This window comes from Pelotomaculum schinkii (genome assembly GCF_004369205.1).
GTDB classification, from domain to species: Bacteria; Bacillota; Desulfotomaculia; order Desulfotomaculales; family Pelotomaculaceae; genus Pelotomaculum_C; species Pelotomaculum_C schinkii.
Genome location: NZ_QFGA01000002.1, coordinates 671481 through 688118 on the forward strand (window position 1 = coordinate 671481; position 16638 = coordinate 688118).

General features: G+C 51.4%; 13 protein-coding genes. 3 read left to right on the forward strand and 10 right to left on the reverse strand.

Annotated elements, in window-relative coordinates; all coding sequences use genetic code 11:
- Positions 1-11 precede the first annotated feature (11 nt).
- The 10 genes from rsmH to Psch_RS14220 all read right to left on the reverse strand — a co-directional run bounded on the left by rsmH (position 12) and on the right by Psch_RS14220 (position 12952).
- The gene (gene rsmH, locus Psch_RS14170) at positions 12-947 is read right to left on the reverse strand and encodes a 16S rRNA (cytosine(1402)-N(4))-methyltransferase RsmH (RefSeq protein ID WP_190258546.1); all 936 of its coding nucleotides are present in this window, start codon (positions 945-947) and stop codon (positions 12-14) included.
- Between the two features lie 65 nt (positions 948-1012).
- Positions 1013-1450 carry a division/cell wall cluster transcriptional repressor MraZ gene (gene mraZ / locus Psch_RS14175; protein WP_134216604.1) on the reverse strand — a complete coding sequence of 146 codons (438 nt, stop codon included), beginning with the start codon at positions 1448-1450 and terminating at the stop codon, positions 1013-1015.
- A gap of 165 nt (positions 1451-1615) precedes the next feature.
- The gene (locus Psch_RS14180) at positions 1616-2419 is read right to left on the reverse strand and encodes a histidinol-phosphatase HisJ family protein (protein WP_190258547.1); all 804 of its coding nucleotides are present in this window, start codon (positions 2417-2419) and stop codon (positions 1616-1618) included.
- A gap of 2 nt (positions 2420-2421) precedes the next feature.
- Positions 2422-3501 (reverse strand): uroporphyrinogen decarboxylase/cobalamine-independent methonine synthase family protein, encoded by a 1080-nt coding sequence (locus tag Psch_RS14185; RefSeq protein WP_190258548.1) that lies wholly within the window; start codon positions 3499-3501, stop codon positions 2422-2424.
- Positions 3502-4381: 880 nt separating this feature from the next.
- Complete coding sequence (locus tag Psch_RS14195) at positions 4382-5272, reverse strand: quinate 5-dehydrogenase (protein WP_243124163.1); 891 nt, start codon at positions 5270-5272, stop codon at positions 4382-4384.
- A gap of 269 nt (positions 5273-5541) precedes the next feature.
- Positions 5542-8352: a 1,4-alpha-glucan branching protein domain-containing protein gene (locus tag Psch_RS14200; RefSeq protein WP_190258550.1), complete on the reverse strand. Its 2811-nt coding sequence runs from the start codon at positions 8350-8352 to the stop codon at positions 5542-5544.
- Positions 8353-8441: 89 nt separating this feature from the next.
- Positions 8442-8888 carry a Fur family transcriptional regulator gene (locus tag Psch_RS14205; RefSeq protein ID WP_190258551.1) on the reverse strand — a complete coding sequence of 149 codons (447 nt, stop codon included), beginning with the start codon at positions 8886-8888 and terminating at the stop codon, positions 8442-8444.
- 242 nt (positions 8889-9130) lie between these two features.
- The gene (locus Psch_RS14210) at positions 9131-10369 is read right to left on the reverse strand and encodes a D-alanyl-D-alanine carboxypeptidase family protein (RefSeq protein WP_190258552.1); all 1239 of its coding nucleotides are present in this window, start codon (positions 10367-10369) and stop codon (positions 9131-9133) included.
- 111 nt (positions 10370-10480) lie between these two features.
- Positions 10481-12427 carry a ferrous iron transport protein B gene (gene feoB, locus Psch_RS14215; protein ID WP_243124126.1) on the reverse strand — a complete coding sequence of 649 codons (1947 nt, stop codon included), beginning with the start codon at positions 12425-12427 and terminating at the stop codon, positions 10481-10483.
- Between the two features lie 306 nt (positions 12428-12733).
- The gene (locus Psch_RS14220) at positions 12734-12952 is read right to left on the reverse strand and encodes a FeoA family protein (protein ID WP_190258553.1); all 219 of its coding nucleotides are present in this window, start codon (positions 12950-12952) and stop codon (positions 12734-12736) included.
- A gap of 224 nt (positions 12953-13176) precedes the next feature.
- On the opposite strand from Psch_RS14220, the gene Psch_RS14225 reads away from it, so the two are divergent.
- From Psch_RS14225 to Psch_RS14235, 3 genes are all read left to right on the forward strand, one after another.
- Complete coding sequence (locus tag Psch_RS14225; RefSeq protein WP_190258554.1) at positions 13177-13320, forward strand: hypothetical protein; 144 nt, start codon at positions 13177-13179, stop codon at positions 13318-13320.
- Positions 13321-13798: 478 nt separating this feature from the next.
- Positions 13799-14992 (forward strand): MFS transporter, encoded by a 1194-nt coding sequence (locus tag Psch_RS14230; RefSeq protein ID WP_190258555.1) that lies wholly within the window; start codon positions 13799-13801, stop codon positions 14990-14992.
- A gap of 15 nt (positions 14993-15007) precedes the next feature.
- Positions 15008-16348: a polysaccharide deacetylase family protein gene (locus Psch_RS14235; RefSeq protein ID WP_190258556.1), complete on the forward strand. Its 1341-nt coding sequence runs from the start codon at positions 15008-15010 to the stop codon at positions 16346-16348.
- The last annotated feature ends 290 nt before the right edge of the window (positions 16349-16638 follow it).

The window sequence follows — 16638 nt, forward strand, 5'->3', positions numbered from 1 at the left end:
TGGTTAATCTTTTAAACTTTTTCACCTATTCTAAGTTTGGCGCTTCTAGCCCTGGGGTTAACCGCCAATTCCTCTTCTGATGGGAGAACCGGCTTGGTGGTAACAATCTGCAGCGCCTTTTTACGCCCACAAACACACACCGGAAAATCCCGCGGGCAGATGCAGGGCGAGGCCAGTTCCCGAAACAGGTCCTTAATAATCCGGTCCTCCAAAGAGTGAAAGGTGATTACACAGACCCGTCCACCGGGTTTCAAGACATGCACGGCTGATTTGACAGCAGCCTTTAAAATCTCCAGCTCACCGTTTACAGCTATGCGCAAGGCCTGAAAAGTACGTTTGGCCGGGTGAGGACCTTCCCGCCTAGCCCCGGCGGGTACCGCTTTTTTTATAACTTCAACCAGTGCTCCGGTTGTTTCAATGGGGCGCCGCTTTCTCTCCTCACCTATAAATTCCGCAATCCTGGAGGCCCAGCGCTCTTCCCCGTATTTTCTGATTGTTTCAGTCAGTTCCTCCACTGTCATATTGTTAACCAGCATCCCGGCCGTGATTTCACGCTCCGGATCCATTCTCATATCCAACGGGGCATCATGCTGGTAGCTGAATCCCCTGGCCGGGTTGTCAAGCTGGTAAGAGGATGTTCCAAGATCAAATAAAACTCCGTCTACGGTCAGAATGCCAAGGTCGTCCAACACCTCAACCAGCCGGCTGAAGTTGGATCTGACCAGAATCACCCTTGGCTTATAGGAAATCAGCCTTTTCCCCGCAGCGAGAATCGCCTCCGGGTCCTGATCTAAAGCCACCAGGCGGCCGTCCGGCCCGCTTCCTTTAAGAATCAGTTCACTGTGCCCGCCCCCACCCAGGGTGCAATCCACATAAACACCGCCCGGCTTTAGTTTAAGCCCCTGGACAACTTCAGCGGCTAAAACCGGCAGGTGACTGAAATCCATAAATCCTCCTTTTAGACCATTACTTACCAATAAAAAACCCTAGTTTTAAATATAAACCAACCTGGTTAAATATCAAGGTTCAAATCCACAATTTTTTCAGCAATTTCCTCATAAGAAGAAGCCGCCTGTCGACTGTAATTTTCCCACTGATTGCCGGCCCAGATTTCCACGCGTGATGAAACCCCGATTACCACCACGTCCTTTTCCAGGCGGGCGTAATCACGTAAATTTCCCGGGATTAATATTCTTCCCTGTTTATCAACTTCACATTCGGCGGCCCCTGAGAAAAAAAACCGAACAAAGGCCCGGGCATCACCCTTTGTAAAGGGCAAGCACTTCAGTTTTTGCTCAAGCGCATCCCATTCAGACTGCGGGTAAGCAAAAAGACATCCGTCGAGACCTTTTGTCAACACAAAATGGTCCCCCAGGCCTTGTCGGAAGCGGGCTGGGATAAAGAGTCTTCCTTTGCTATCTATTGCATGCTGGTATTCACCCATGAACATGGCAGGCAGCTCCAGTACGCTTCAACTTACACCACTAATCACCACTTTAACCCACTTATTCTATATATGAAGATGATATCCTTCATCCAAAATGCATTTTTATTATTTTTTTTATCCAACAACAAAAAAAGGCCGCAACTGGGCGACCCTAATTTTTGAAGCTGATTATATTCTGATCAAATTCCTCTTCCGACGATTAAATGAAGTAATCTCCCTGTATCCGGCTGCTCTTACCAACTTCAGGGCCTCATCCAGACCCGCGCCAACCTGATCGGGGGCATGGGCGTCCGACCCCAAAGTTACGGGAATGCCATGCCGGTAAAATATCGCAAGCAGGGAAGGGGCCGGATATATTTCCCGGGCCGGATACCTGAGCCCGGCCGAATTCACCTCCACGCAAACCCCGGCCTTCTTAAAAGCCCGCGCCGTTTCTTCATATAGAGGTGACAGGTCACGCTCCAGACGAAAACCGAATTTTTTGATCAGGTCAGGGTGGGCCATAATATCAAAAAGCCCGCTCAGGGCTGCCCGCTGAACAAGTTTAAAATACTGCTCGTAGACTGCTCCCAATTCCCTTTTGCCGTACTCCCCTATTTCAGCAGGGTTGTCAAACCCCCACCCGTCAATAAAGTGCACCGAGCCGATAACATAATCAAAAGGGTAGGCGGCAAGTTCGAAAGCCAGCTTTTTCTCGAATCCGGGGACATAATCCACCTCAATTCCAAGCTTTACTTTAATAGGAGATACTCCGGCGCCCTGTTTTACCAGTTCCACATAAAGCGGGAGTTGATTTTCGGACATGGCATAATCAGGTATGATTTCCCCCGGCGCCAGGAAATAAAGAGGAAAGTGATCGGAAAATCCAACTTCCTTTATACCTTTCCTGACAGCCTGGTTCAGGTAATCTTCGATCCCGCCGGAGGCGTGACCGCACAGGTTGGTGTGCAGGTGGTAATCTACAGGTATCACTTTTACCGAAGTCCTTTCCTGTCGCGAATTCTTTGTGAGACCTGAGAAGTCAGTTGGTAGATCCTTTCAGCGGATGCCAGGTCAAGCAAACCGGCGCCGCAGGCCGGAGTGATCAGGCATCGCTTTAAAATAGTATCCCGGTCAATCCCGCGCCCGGTTAGTTCCGACCATTCCCCATCCAGGATGCCAAGCAATGAATCCGCATCCTCGTCCATGGCGCGTTCATTAGTGGTTGGGATCAGGCCCCAGGCCAGCGAGCCCCCCCGGCCGAGGAAACTTTTTAGCGACGGGATAAAAGGAATCAGTGAGCTGAAGTAATTATAAGCGTCGAAGCTGACCACCTCCAGTTCCGATTCAAAAAGGAGGGACCAGTCGATAGCGTCACAGGAGTGCGCTCCGGCCAGCGCGCCTGTTCCATGAATAGCTTGCGAAATAGTACTGAAGTCCTCCAGGATCATTTCTCTGGTGACTGTTATGTAGTTGGACTGCCCGTAGATACCCAGCGCGGGGTCATCAATAAAAATCATTACCGGTAAACCGAAGCGGCCCAGTTCCGTCCCCTGCCAGGCCGCGCTGGTGGCTATTGATTTTACGACCAGATCTCTCAACTGCTCGTCATAATAGGCGAAACGGCCCCGCTCATCCTTAACCTGGAAAGCAGCTGAAATAGGACCCACCACGTGGCCTTTCAGCATGCGGGCATCTCCTGCGCCTTTTTGCAAATCTTCCAGAAAGGCGTAAAACCCGGCCGCCGCTTCCACGGGAAAGGCAAATTCGTTAAGCGCCGCAAGGTCACCTTCTTCAGCAGCAAGATATGTGGTATAAAATTCTGTAAGCCGGGTGTCCCAGTCATCTTTGGTGGTGTCAAAAAAGGTTTTATTCCCGTCATCGACGAGCAGTCCAATCTTTACCAGCGGTTTGAGGAACTGGTTGACAAAATGCTCCTCCCTGCCCCGCTGCGGCAACTGGGGCCAGTGGGGAATTTCCGGCAGGTGCTTTTTAATCATGTCAAGAGCATCAGCCGGGTCATGCTGCGGCATACTCCCGATGCCTGTGGCCTGTCCGTTAGGTTCAAAGATCATGTTGACCTCCTTATTTTAGCTGTTTAATCCCGCCAGCACTAAAACTGGTCCTCGAAAAGCCTCTGGGGTAGTGGGCATGGGGTTATCCTCCGCTCTCTTTGCAATTCTACATTTGTGCAACAAAAGCGTTATGCCGACCGCATCTCCAAACAGCCACCCGGTAGCTACGCGCTATTCAAGCTTTTCTGCAAACTACGCACGCGCTAAGGAACGCAACCAGGTGCTCCGTTCGCTCCGGATAACCCCATACCCGCAAGTCAAGCCTTTTCAGGCATACTTTTTGAGACAGGTGAGACAAGATGTTCGTTTCCTGTCCCACTAAATATAATGTTGTCTTAGCTCAAAGGACGCATAGGGGCTGGTTCTCGAAAAGCCTTTGGGGTAGTGGGCTTGGGGTTATCCTCCGCTCTCTTCGCAATTCTCCATTTGTGCTTCAAGCTCGTTGTGCCGACCGCATCTACAGACAGCCATCCGGTAGCTACGCGCTATATAAGCTTTTCTGCATGCAACGCACGCGCTACGGAACGCACCCAGGTGCTCCGTTCGCTCCGGATAACCCCAAACCCGCAAGTCAAGCCTTTTCGGGCACACTTTTTGTGACAGGTGAAACAAGGACGCCTAGGGGACGGTTCTTATTGCTTACGTATTGCCTTCTCATTGCCTTCCATAGACATATGTCGCCCATTGTCCCCACAAAGTGCATTTTCATTGTTAGTTGCACATTTCGCTATAGCTCGCCAGCAGATATGAAAACTTAGCGATGTGTGCGGGAATGAATTCTCACCTACATTTGCTGGGGTACAGCTTCGCATATCGGTCTCAAAACCCTGACCCCATAGGAATACAGAATATTCCCACGTCCCACGACTCACGTCCAACTTCAGTTTAGTCTTTCCAAGCGCGGTCCCCAGCCTATCTCTTTTAAAAGGCCGGGATACAACGTAGGGTTTGCCGCGGGGCCCCCGCCAAGAAGGGCGACACAAATTGCTTCGAGCACGTTGGAACCATAAGACCTGCCTTCCAGAGAAGGCGCCGCTGTAACCAGCCACCGGGCGCCCCTTCTTTTCAGTTCAAGAGCATCCCCGGCTGTCACGGTACTTGTAATGATGCTCTTCCCACTGAGGTCGGCGGGCAGGTGGTAACGCAGAAAATGGAAATCACCGGCAATAATGTCGGCCTTTTGGTAGAAGTGTTCAAATCCCGGCCGCGAGGTCTCCTGCCTTTTACCCAGGGGATAAAGGAAACCTATGGGAAGCTGGCACAGCAGGGGCAAGAACGCCCGTGCGGCTGCGCTGAAAGCTTTTAGGGAGTGAAAGGGTACCGGCAGCCCCAGGGCAAACAGCGCGTCCCCGATTATCAGCCGGCAACCGGCCTCCTCCAGGGATTCTGCCAGAGCCCAGCGGTCAAGCGCAGAGACTATTAAAGCAACCTGCCCCTGCCGCGGCCAGCCGGCCTGGTTCTGGATAAACCGGACCAGTTCCTTTTCTACGGTATCCTTTATGCCGCTGCCGTCCACGAGCGGCGTACGGCGGACCTGGGCGGCCAGGCGCGCCCCATCCCTGAGCTGGTAGCGTCTGGTTCCCGCCCGCAGGTAGAGATTCACTCCCCCCAGACCAAGCGCGTCAACCTTGCCGTCCAGGTCACTGAGGAGTTTTGCCGCTCTGTCCAGGTCCCCGCCCGTACCGAAACGCTGAATGAGCAGCCGGCAACCGGAAACCTCATTTTCAACCTCATGGTCGCGCCCGGCTGAGCCCAGGCTGACACTAACCACCCGCTTCAACAAAACCGCTCCCGCCTTTACTGTCAGCTCGTACAAATGACGCACAAAGCATTTATCCTGAAAATATAAATTTTCATCCTTCTGCTGATGCCGCATCAGCAGCATGGTTGTCTAATGTACCTTTTGTGCCCAATGAATTCGCACCTTTTATACATTTTTGGGATTCGCTCTGCGAGCTGAACAGCTATTTTCAGGGAAGCAAAAGAACCGTCCCCCTGCTTCCGTTTTATTTTTAGTTATTATGATTGTGCAAAATAAATTTATCCCGCCTGTCCTGCCTCGCTGTATGAAGTTATTGCTTCACGGTACACTTCAAGAGTCCCCAGGGCGATACTCTGCCAATCGTAGACCGTAAGCACCTTTTTCCAGGCCTGCCTGCTCAAATCCCGGGCCAGACCAGGGTTGATTAAAATTTCCCGGATGTAGTAGGCCAAGAGGTCCGGGCGGCCCGGGGGCGCCTTGTAACCGTCCATCCCGTGTGAGACCACCTCGCTTAAGCCCCCGGTATCCGAAACAATTACAGGGACCTGGGCGGCCATTGCTTCCAGCGCCACAATTCCAAAAGGCTCATAAAGGCTGGGGAAAACAGCGACATCTGCCAGCTTTAGATACTGGTTCCGCCTGGATTCATCCAGATAGCCAAGAAAGACCACCCGGTCATTCAGACCCAGTTCCCGAACTTTAGACCTGAGATAAGCTTCATAAGGGCCAATACCGCCCACCAGCAGCTTCAGCTCCGGTATGTGCGGCAGGAGCAGGGCAATGGCTTCAAGCAGTACCTGGACCCCTTTCTCTGGAACCAGGCGACCAATAAAGAAGACTGTTTTTTCACCGGACACAGTGTCGGGTTTGCCCGGCACCAACTGTTTGGGCCTGCCCAGATTGGACGGATCCACCCCGTTGGGAAGGACATGCACAATACTGCGGGGGACTTTGAACAGGGTGTTGACCTCATTGGCCATATAATTACTGCAGCAGATTACCCGTGTAGCCTGTAGGGCAAAGCGGGCGTCCAACTGGTGAATGCGCTGCTGAAGCTCATTATGGATGCCCCGGTTGCGACCGTATTCCGTGGCATGGATGGTCGCCACCAGGGGCAGCCCGTAGCGATCACGCAGTGTTATAGCCGCGTCCCCGACCAACCAGTCGTGCGCGTGGACCAGGTCAAACGGTTCTCCCCCCATAAGTTCGCCTGCCAGTTCAACCATCCCCACATTCAACTGCCCTACCCATTCCATGAAGTCCTTGGAAGTGAGCAGTGACTGGTCAACACGGTGGACATGGACACCCTCCAACAGTTGGTAAGATGGCGTCTCCGGCGCGGGGCAGGTGATCACATGGACATTCTGCCCGAGGCGGGCCAGCGCCCGCGAAAGGTCGTTGACATGACGAGCCAGACCGCCTACCGTACGAGGCGGAAACTCCCAGGAGAGCATCACTATTTTCAATGCTTCTCCTTTCTCACCGGAGCGTAAGTGTTTGACCCGGTAATGGCGGCTGTATATACTGTAATCCATTTCCGGAAAAATATTGTCTCTTTTTTCAAAATCCGCTAATTCGTCCTCGTTGATTTCTCCTTCACTGAGACGCAAAGCCAGGGTGTTAAAGCGGCCGATGTGATCGCTGATACGCTGCACGGCATACTGCACTGCAGTAGCTGTTTTTATTATAAAAGCCCAATCGCTGCTCTGTGCCAGGACCAGCTCCCGCGCGGCCTGGTTGAGCAGGCGCCGTACCGCTCCGCCGGCAGCCGGGTGGAGATCCGCCAGGTCTACCATAGCTGTTTCAGCACGGTGAATATGCCGGTAAATCCAGTCATTGGTGGGATTTAGCCATACCAGGTTGTAACCCCCTTCACCCCAGCTGGAGGCAGCCAGGTTCACCACCTGGTTATCCATATAATCGCCCAGGTAGTTAGCGGGGGTCGTCATCTTCACCCCATATTCCCCGGTATCGCAGGCGCGGCACAAGTTTTCCAGCCATATGGGACCCTCATACCACCAGTGGCCAAACAGCTCAGCGTCATAGGGTGCTACCACGATAGGCTTACGGTCCATCCGTCCGGACAGGTATTTTAACTGCTCCCCCCGGTTGAAAGCAAAATTGCGGGCGTCCATGTTTGCCCGTTGCTCAGCCAGACCTGGTTGATAGGACTCTTTATTGTGCCCCTTGCCGGTAATGCGATAGTATTTTATCCCGGTGTCACAGCGGATATTACCGCCAGGCAGGCAGGGAGCCAGGTAATCCAAGTCCAGGTCATAACCGATGTCCCGGTAGAACTCGCGGTAAAAGGGATTCCCGGGGTAACCGGTATCACGATCCCAGACCTGCTTTGAACTCTCCGGATCCCTTCCGAACGCCGCCACACCCGAGGGACAGTAAACCGGAGCGTGCACACCGTAGCGTGGAGAGGGGCTGGAGTTAGTAATACCGTGCGTTTCCACAAAAAAGTAGCGGATTCCGAATTCCTTCAAAATCTCATCAATGCCCGGCACATAACCACACTCCGGCAGCCACATGCCTGCCGGAGGCCTGCCAAAAAGCCTTATGTATTGTTCCACCCCAAGCTGCACCTGGGCTCTCCTGGCCTCCCGCGTCTGCATCAGCGGCAGGTAGCCATGTGTCGCGCAGGTGGTAATCACTTCCAACACCCCCAGGGCCTGCAGGCTCTGGATGGGCAGGAGAAGATTGCCGCCGTAATCTTCTTCAAACAGGCGACGGACCACATTGAGGCGCTCAAAATACATCACAGCCAGGTCACGAAAGGCTGTATTGTCTCTATTTCTGTAAATCTCGGCTTCCGCCAGGCGGATCAAGGCATCCAGGTGTCGTAAATACCTCTCCTGCAAAAGGTGGTCGTTCAGCATAGCGACCAGCGGCGGTGACAGGGACAGGGTGATACTAAAATGAACCTCGTCCTTTACCAGTTTTTCAAAGGACTGGACCAGCGGAAGATAACACTCAGTGATAGCCTCAAAGAGCCATCGCTCTTCCATAATACCGGGGTCTTCCGGGTGGCGGATGTAGGGCAGGTGGGCGTGCAAAACCATCGCCAGGTATCCGTCAGGCAAATCACTTACCCCCCTAAAAATAAAAATCCATACTAAGATTATAGCATGGCTGGAATTCCCGGTACGTAACTATTCAAAAAGTCCGAGACTTATTTTGGCGCCGAGCAGTTCTTGCAAAGACCAAAGATTTTAAGCTGGTGGTTTGTAATTGTAAATTCATGCTGCTGGCAGACGCGATTCTCCAGTTCTTCCAATAGATCTTCATTAACCTCGATGATATTGCCGCACTGAGTACAGATGAGATGATGGTGCTGGTGGCTGTGCCCCAAACCCGCTCCCAACTCGTAGCGCTTGCGCCCGTCACCGAAATCAATAGCGTGGATAATCTCAAACTCGTGGAACAATTCCAGGGTCCGGTAAACCGTGGCCAGTCCCGTGTCAGGCGCCTTTGACTTGACTAAATTGTAGACTTCCTCGGCGCTTAAATGCTTGTCCTTATTTTCCAGCAGCACTCTCAAAACCAGTTCCCGCCGGGAAGTAAGTTTGTACTCTTTTTGCCTTAGTTTATCACCAACATCGGAGATTAAATTTTTCATTACTACACCACCAGAACTGTCCTTTTTGTTAGTATAATGAAAGTTGGGGAAAGTGTCAATTAAAGGATATTGTTGGGACGTGGGTCGTGAGACGTGGGACGTGAGAATGCAAGCATTCCTTTGGGGTCTTTTTACTTTATGCTGTCTTCTCCTTAATAATACGTCTTATTCTAAATATCCAAAAACAAAAGCCTATAAAGAATATTTTGCAGGTTTATCTGCTTAAATTATAAAGTTGAAAACTACCTGAGGCTCTGGTTGTTTTGCGATAGGTAATATTTCTGTTTGTATCTTTTCCAGCGCCTGCGGCGGGCATTATTATGGACTCTGACAATTACCAGTAAAAGAGCCAGGACCGGCGCCGCTATCAACCAGGGGCAAATCTGGACGAGTAATTTTCGATCAACCTGTTTTTGTGCGATCAGGTCGACCCTGCCCAACTCGCGGTCGCCTTCAAAGAAGACCAGTTCACCCAACTTTGTACCGGCTTTTACCGGCGCGTTAACATTGGCTGCCAGCTTGACTTCCGGCCTGAAATCTGCAGGATTATCCGTCGGGAAGTTGTAGTTTAAGGAACAGCCCGTTTGCACAGGCACGGACTCGTCCAACCCGTAGCGGACGGGAACCTCCCCAACAAACTTGCCCGCTTCAGTCAGACAAATGTTGTTATAATCGTTAAAACCGTAATCAAGGAGAGTTTGCGAGTCGGTCCAGATGTTGGCGCCTTCGGTCTTCAGGACCACCGCCACCAGTTCCCTGCCGTTGCGGTTCGCAGCCGAAACCAGGCATTGCCTGGCTATTTCCGTATATCCGTTTTTTATCCCGACAGCCCCTTCATAATTCCACAGGAGCCTGTTGTGGTTTTCAAGATAGGTTTGGGCCATGGGGTCACCCCTGTCGATGGTCCTGATTTTAGTGGCCACTATTTTCCTGAATTCAGGGTTCTGCATGGCGTAGTAGGAAATCAAAGCCATATCGTGGGCAGTGCTGTAGTGATTGGGGTCAGGCAGGCCGTTGGGGTTAATAAAGTGAGAATTCACCGCCCCTACCTCGGCAGCCTTTTCATTCATGAGATCAGCAAACTTTTCCACCGAACCTGCTACGTGAACGGCAATCGCAACAGCCGCATCATTGCCTGAATTCAGCATCAAGGCGTAGAGAAGGTCTTCCAGCGACATCTTTTCCCCTTCCAGGAGGCCAAGAGCCGACCCCTCAACGTTGCAGGCTTCGGCCGTTATCGTTACCATGTCATTGAGCTTGCTGTTTTCAAGAGCAATAACAGCAGTGAGGATCTTGGTGGTGCTGGCCGGGTACATCTGCTGATACGGATTTTTCTCATATAGGAATTGCCCGTTCCTGCCGTCAATTAGCGCTGCCGCTTCACCGGAAATCTCAGGAACAGCAACGGCAGGCCGGGGACTGTGGAATAACAGCATAATAATAACGGCCAGTATGGTGCACAGGCCTGTCTTAGTCTGCATTGCATCACCTGGAGGTAAATTTTAACACATATACAAAAAGAATCGGAAACTTGAAAAACCAAAATATATTATACCATATTGGTTATTGTGTTCACAGTATATAAAAAAAGATCAATCTGCCTTGCGCGGCCGGAACCACATGGACAGGACCAGTACAGCGCCCGTTATAAAAATTATTAAACCAAACAACAATGAGGATGAGGCGTTCAGAGCGCCGGATTTACTAAAGGCCTCCAGCAGGTGTGCCGTCACTCCCCCGATGAGAAATGCCAGAGCGTAAATGACACACCAGAGAAGGATCCCCTCGCGCCATCCACGTTCTTTTAATATGACCATGGTTGAGGCAATGCAAGGGACAGTCAGGGTCAAGGTAAGCATTACCACGAAATCCTGGATGGGAAGCATATGCAGGTTCATAATGGTGGCCGCTCCAAATTCCTTGCGGATAGCGCCCATGATGAAGACATCGGCAATTTCCGGCGGCAGGTGCAGCCAGTTTACAGTAAGCGGCGTGAGCAGCGCGCGCAAACCCTGCAGGAGTCCCGTAACCTCCAGAATACTTAAGAATAGAGCTCCCCCTGCAAAAAGCGGCAAGGCTTCTTTTATAAAATTATAAGATCTTGTCCAGGCCTTTTTTATAAAATTTTTCGGCTGCGGCAAACGCAACGGCGGCAGTTCAATCAGAAGCGGGGCGGGAACACCCGGCAGATAGCGCGCCAAAAACGTCCCGGTGGTAGTCAGGATGCTAAAGAGAATTAGAATATACAGGAGCAGGTAAGTTGGACCCAGCCGGGCAAACACAGCCATAATAATTGCCATCTGGGCAGAGCAGGGAACACCAAAGGCCAGTAAAAAAATGGCAATGCGTCGCTCCCGGTCCGAGTTTAGCAACCTGGTGCTGATGCAGGCCATAGTAACGCAGCCAAAGCCCAGGATCAGTGGAATGACAGCCTGCCCGTTTAACCCCAGAGCGCTCAGACTCCGGTCAACCAGGGTGGCGATCCTCGGGAGGTAGCCTGAATCCTCAAGAATGGCCATGACGAGGAAAATCCCCAGTACCAGCGGCAAAAGGAGGCCGATCAGGTAGGTCACGGTGAGGGTCAGCACACCGTACTGGCCCGCTAAAATAGTTGTCAGCACCGACCCGGGACCCAGCAAGCCGCCCAGCAGCGATTGAATCGCCGGTTCATAGTAGCCACTCATCATTGGTTCGGTAAAGCCCACTAGATACTGGGCTATAAAGACACCAACCAATTCGTAGATACCCCAGAGGGTCAGTAACAGAAGCGGAAAGCCGGTAACAGGAAGCAGCATCCAGCGCCCCAGCTTGTCGGCAAATCCCTGATTTTCACCGGCTTCCTTAACTACCAGAGAGGCAATCTGGTTGGCCCTTTCCCGGCGGCTCCGGTAAATCGACTCCAGCTCAGCGCCGGGAGCAGCCCCGCAGCGCTGGCTGACTGCGGGATCCCCTTCCAGGATCAGCAATGCCTCGCCCCTGCTGCAAGGGGTACTGACCTGGCTTATTTTTTCCAGTAGAGCACTGTCCACCAGCCCGGGCCGCGCCTGGTAGATTTTTTCCTTGAGTTCATCAATACCCGTATGGTGGACAGCCACTGTACGGACAACGGGGATGCCCAGGAGTTCTTCCAGGAGAGCATGGTTAATCCTCATCCCCCCCCGCTCTGCTTCATCCGCCATATTAAGGGCCACTATGATCGGGACGCCCATATCAATTATCTGCAAAGTAAGGAACAAATCCCGCTCCAGGTGGACCGTATCGACGATATTTACCACTATATCCGCCGCGAGTATAATGTCACGGGTGATTTCTTCTTCTTCACTGTAGCTCGAAACACCATAAACCCCGGGCGTATCAATCACGACATCACCGTTATAACGGCCACAGGCTATGTCGAGAGTGGTCCCGGGGTAATTTGCGACATCCGCATATAATCCTGTGAGAGCATTGAAGAAAACAGATTTACCTACGTTGGGATTTCCGGCCAGGACTATTTTCTTCCCGCCTGCCGGAATCCTGGACTCAATTCCATCGTTCACCGGGTCACACCCTTAATAAAAATTTTCAGTAATAAGCTCCGAGTCCAAGGAATTCGGTATGAACAAATGAACCGGTTTTTCAGGTCATAGCTCAGAAGAGTCGTAAGGCGCAGGGCGTAGGGCGTAAATATTTGAGCAGTTCTTAATCTTTAAGGCTTCTCATAACTCTGACCGGCAGGTAAAAGATAATGCGATGTTCTTTTTACGCCTTACGGCTTACGCCCTACGACCTTTCGTGTGCTTTTCAAGATAATATCATACACATTTTCCATCCTCCTGTGATTACCAATGCAATACAGATAGCTTTTAGCATGGCTCAACCGAGATGGTTTTGGCCAGATTGCGGCCGATGGCTATTTCCTGCTTGTTGCGGGTCACCACTACCGGCCCTGCGGGAACAACCTCCCGGCAGGTTACAACCGCTCCTTCCGACAAACCGAAGCGTATAGCCTGAACCCGGACACGGTCGTTGGGAATTTCCGTAATTTTAACAACCTGTCCTCTACTGGCCTTGTCTAATTGCACGGTTGTCACCTCCCCAAATAATGACAACGATGAAGAACAATGGAGATAATAATCATTATCATTATACAGTGATAAAGAGAACCATTCTCACTTAAATTATAAGGGAGCTGCTAAGGATTAGCAATAATTATTTTTGACGCAAAGGGACAAAATATACTGAATCCCTGCTTTTCTACAGCTGGGTCACGATTACAAAAAAATAAGAGGAAGGGGAGGCATTTTACATGTCCAGCATCGATACCAAAGGTATGCAGGTAGCGGAATTGACCGACGAACAATTTACCCAACTGCGTAAGTTGGAACAGAATTTGAATAACGCGAGCGGCAACCAACAGGAAATTTACTTGCTGGCTGTAACCAGACGCTAAGAAGAACTAGACATAAATCAGCATTAGTTAAGTCTAGTTCCACCCCCGGGGTCTGCCGGTTTTACGCCTCCGGCGCCCCCGGCCAATAATTTAATCTTTCATAAGAAGTTTTGTTGACAGCGAACATCAAAAACCGCTGAGTAAAAGAGCATAGGGGAAGGAAAACAAATACCAGGACAGCCAATATACAAGTACACCATTCTTTCACGCTATCCCCCGGTTTATGTCATATTTCAGCTCATCCCGCTTTCATACTATCAGTTTTTTTATGACACCATTACTTCATCATTATAGGGTTATTATAACTTGACTGGTATGAAGAGGCATGGCAAGGAAACCATCCCTATACCTAATTTTTTTTACAACCTTTCAATACTCTTTGGTTCTAATTGTTACCACACCTTCCATGGTGTATAATGACTCTAATAAACGGCTTAAGACAGACCTCCAGTTCTTACGGGGAGGAGTTGCTCAATTTTTGCATGAACTGAAAATAATCCTTTCCTCTAAAAGAGATCTTGGCCTTTTGATGGTCCTTTTTTTAATGGAATTCACCAGAGGCGCCTTCTTCCTTACTTTTCTTCCTCTCTATGCGGTGAATTACCTGAGCATATCGGTGGCGGCAGCCGGGCTGGCCGTATCAGCCCACTACTTGTTCGAAACGCTGTTTAAAAGCACAGCCGGCTGGGAGTTGGACCGGCGCGGCCTGTGGGTCATCCACCTGGGGCTCCTGTTGGGCCTGCTCGCCCTGTTTATCATTAAATTACAGCCAACGACTTCCGTACTGATTGCCGGCTCGGCTTTTTTCGGGCTGGCCGTATCACCTGTCTGGCTGGCTGTTATCAGCAATGTGGCCCCGGTTCAGTCAAGCGACCGGGCCGCTCGCGTGGGCGTGGTCTTTGCCGTGTGGCTGGCCGGAGGCGGCGGTGGTCCGGTGGCGATCAATTTCTTTATTGTAAATGACTACGGGCTGGCTTTCTGGCTCTTGATCGGCCTTTGGATTTTAGCCATGCTGGTTGCCGCAGTAACACTAAGGGGACCCGGAGGGATCACTGTTGGCGGCGCCGGTTTTTCCTTTAACAAAGAAATTGTAAAATTGGCGCAGAACCAGGCCGTCAAAAAAATACTTCTGCCAGGGATGTTCCTGCAGACCTTGTCGGGGGGGCTGTTGCTGCCGCTATTGCCCATCTACGCTCAGACTGAACTCGGTCTTAACCCCAACCAGTACGCCTTTCTTCTCCTGTCCGCCGGATCAGCGGCGGCAATCTCCTTTCTGCCGATGGGCCGTCTGGCCGACCGGGTCAGGCTTAAAACCCTGCTGGGCACAGGATTCGCTATGACAGCCTTGTCACTTGCCCTGTTTTCGGCGGCCAGGGGAATGGTCAGCGTCTTTCTTCTTGCTGCCCTGCTGGGGTTTTCATACGCTATCGTCCTGCCTGCCTGGAACAACCTGCTGGCCAAAGTTATCTCGCCTGACCGGCAGGCTACCGGCTGGGGCGTGTTTGCAACTATTGAGGGCGCGGGCATTGCCATCGGGCCTGCCCTGGGCGGTTTGGTAGCGCGGTCCTTCGGGATTTCGGCCGTCATAATGCTTACCGTAATGCTCCTGGCGTCAATGGCCTGCTTCTATTTTGCCTACCCGGTTGAAAAGCTGTTTGCAAGGACCAGCTAAAAGGAGTTGTATGCCTTGGATACGCCTTTCATAGATACGCCTTTCATACAAATCTTGTTACTGCTGTTTTTGTCTTACGCCGTTGCGCCGACTGTTCTAATCCGCTTCGGCAGGATCGGCGCTATTTCCCGCGCCCCCAGAGGAGGCGGCAGGGTTGCTCTCACCTTCGATGACGGCCCGGACCCTTTCTATACACCGCAGATCCTGGGAATTCTCAGGGACCACCAGGTAAAAGCCTGTTTCTTTGTGGTCGGTTCAAAAGCCAGGGCCAACCCTGAACTGGTAAGGCAAATCGTAGAAGCCGGTCATGAGATTGGCAACCATGGTTTCTGGCATAAGCCGGTCTGGTTATTGGGACCGGTATCAACTGCTAGAGACATTATTGAGACCAACCGTACTATAGAGGAGTTCACCGGGCAAAAAGTGCGGTATTGCCGCCCGGCCTGGGGGCTCTTCAACCTTTTTTCCATCGCCTATTACCAGCTTAAGGGATTGAAAGTGGTGCTCTGGACCTTTATGAGCTGGGACTGGACAAAAGGAACCTCGCCTGAAAGCATCACCAGGAAAGTATTGAACCGGGTTCGTGACGGGGCCATTCTCATCCTGCACGACAGCGATAAGACCGCCGGAGCGGCCAGAGGCGGCCCGGCTCATGTGATTGAGGCCCTTCCCGCAATTTTGCGGGGACTGCAGCAAAAAGGCTTGCGGCTTGTCCCCTTGGAGGAATTCACCATGAAAAAGCACCGTCTGACTGTTAAAAGCTGCTTCCGGCGGGTTTGGGGCGTATACGATTGGACTATTCGAAAGTTAAGCGGAATCCGGGACCTGCGAGAAGGCAAAAGCTCTTTTTTCAGGATCGCCCTCAGGCGATACAGAGGTAAGGACTGGCCCATGCCGGACGGCAGCGTGTTGAAAGCCGGAGAAACTTACATGGAACTCCATATCAACAATGAGCGCCTGCTTGATACCATCGGGGACAATGTTAAAGTCGAGCGTACAGCCCTGATCGCGTTGCGGGAAGTCCGCAGCGAGCTTCCTGTCATAGCCAGGTTACTGGAATTAGACAACCGTTATCGCCATATAAAGGCGCTCTTGGCCATCACCCTGCTCCACCGCGGTACCGAACACCTCGGGTTCACCGCTTATGATATGCCTAAAGGACCTTTACGTACTCTGATCAGCTGGTATGAACGCTGGATGCTCGGACTATACCACCCCGGCGGTTTTAAAAAGCTGGGGGCTTACCGGGATAAGCTTGTACCCAAATATATTGTTATGACCAGGCAGGATTTGATGCAGCGCTACCTCCCTGCCGGGTTGGGCGTAGGTGAATTGGACGTGGGTCGTGGGACGTGAGACGTGGGACGTGGGACGTGGGAATATCCTGCATTCCTATGGGGCCAAAGATTTGTGCGCATGAACCAAATATTATTTTTCAACAAACTTCCAATTAGAAAGGCAACCTTATGGTAACACCTGACTTCTATAATGTGGTGCAATTTCAATCGGCATAAAACTGCGGAGCAGTTTAAGGGATTACCACTAAGTCCTTAGTATACTGCATTCTTTCGGGTCATGTGCGAATGAATTCGCACCTACATTTTTTGAGCGATCTGTGTGTGTTTTCAGAGTAAAATGTTATTTTA

Bases quoted from the DNA above. Each gene is read 5' to 3' on its own strand.
- rsmH (WP_190258546.1), bottom strand. From the start codon at position 947: ATGGATTTCAGTCACCTGCCGGTTTTAGCCGCTGAAGTTGTCCAGGGG.
- mraZ (WP_134216604.1), bottom strand. From the start codon at position 1,450: ATGTTCATGGGTGAATACCAGCATGCAATAGATAGCAAAGGAAGACTC.
- Psch_RS14185 (WP_190258548.1), bottom strand. From the start codon at position 3,501: ATGATCTTTGAACCTAACGGACAGGCCACAGGCATCGGGAGTATGCCG.
- Psch_RS14205 (WP_190258551.1), bottom strand. From the start codon at position 8,888: ATGAAAAATTTAATCTCCGATGTTGGTGATAAACTAAGGCAAAAAGAG.
- Psch_RS14210 (WP_190258552.1), bottom strand. From the start codon at position 10,369: ATGCAGACTAAGACAGGCCTGTGCACCATACTGGCCGTTATTATTATG.
- Psch_RS14225 (WP_190258554.1), top strand. From the start codon at position 13,177: ATGTCCAGCATCGATACCAAAGGTATGCAGGTAGCGGAATTGACCGAC.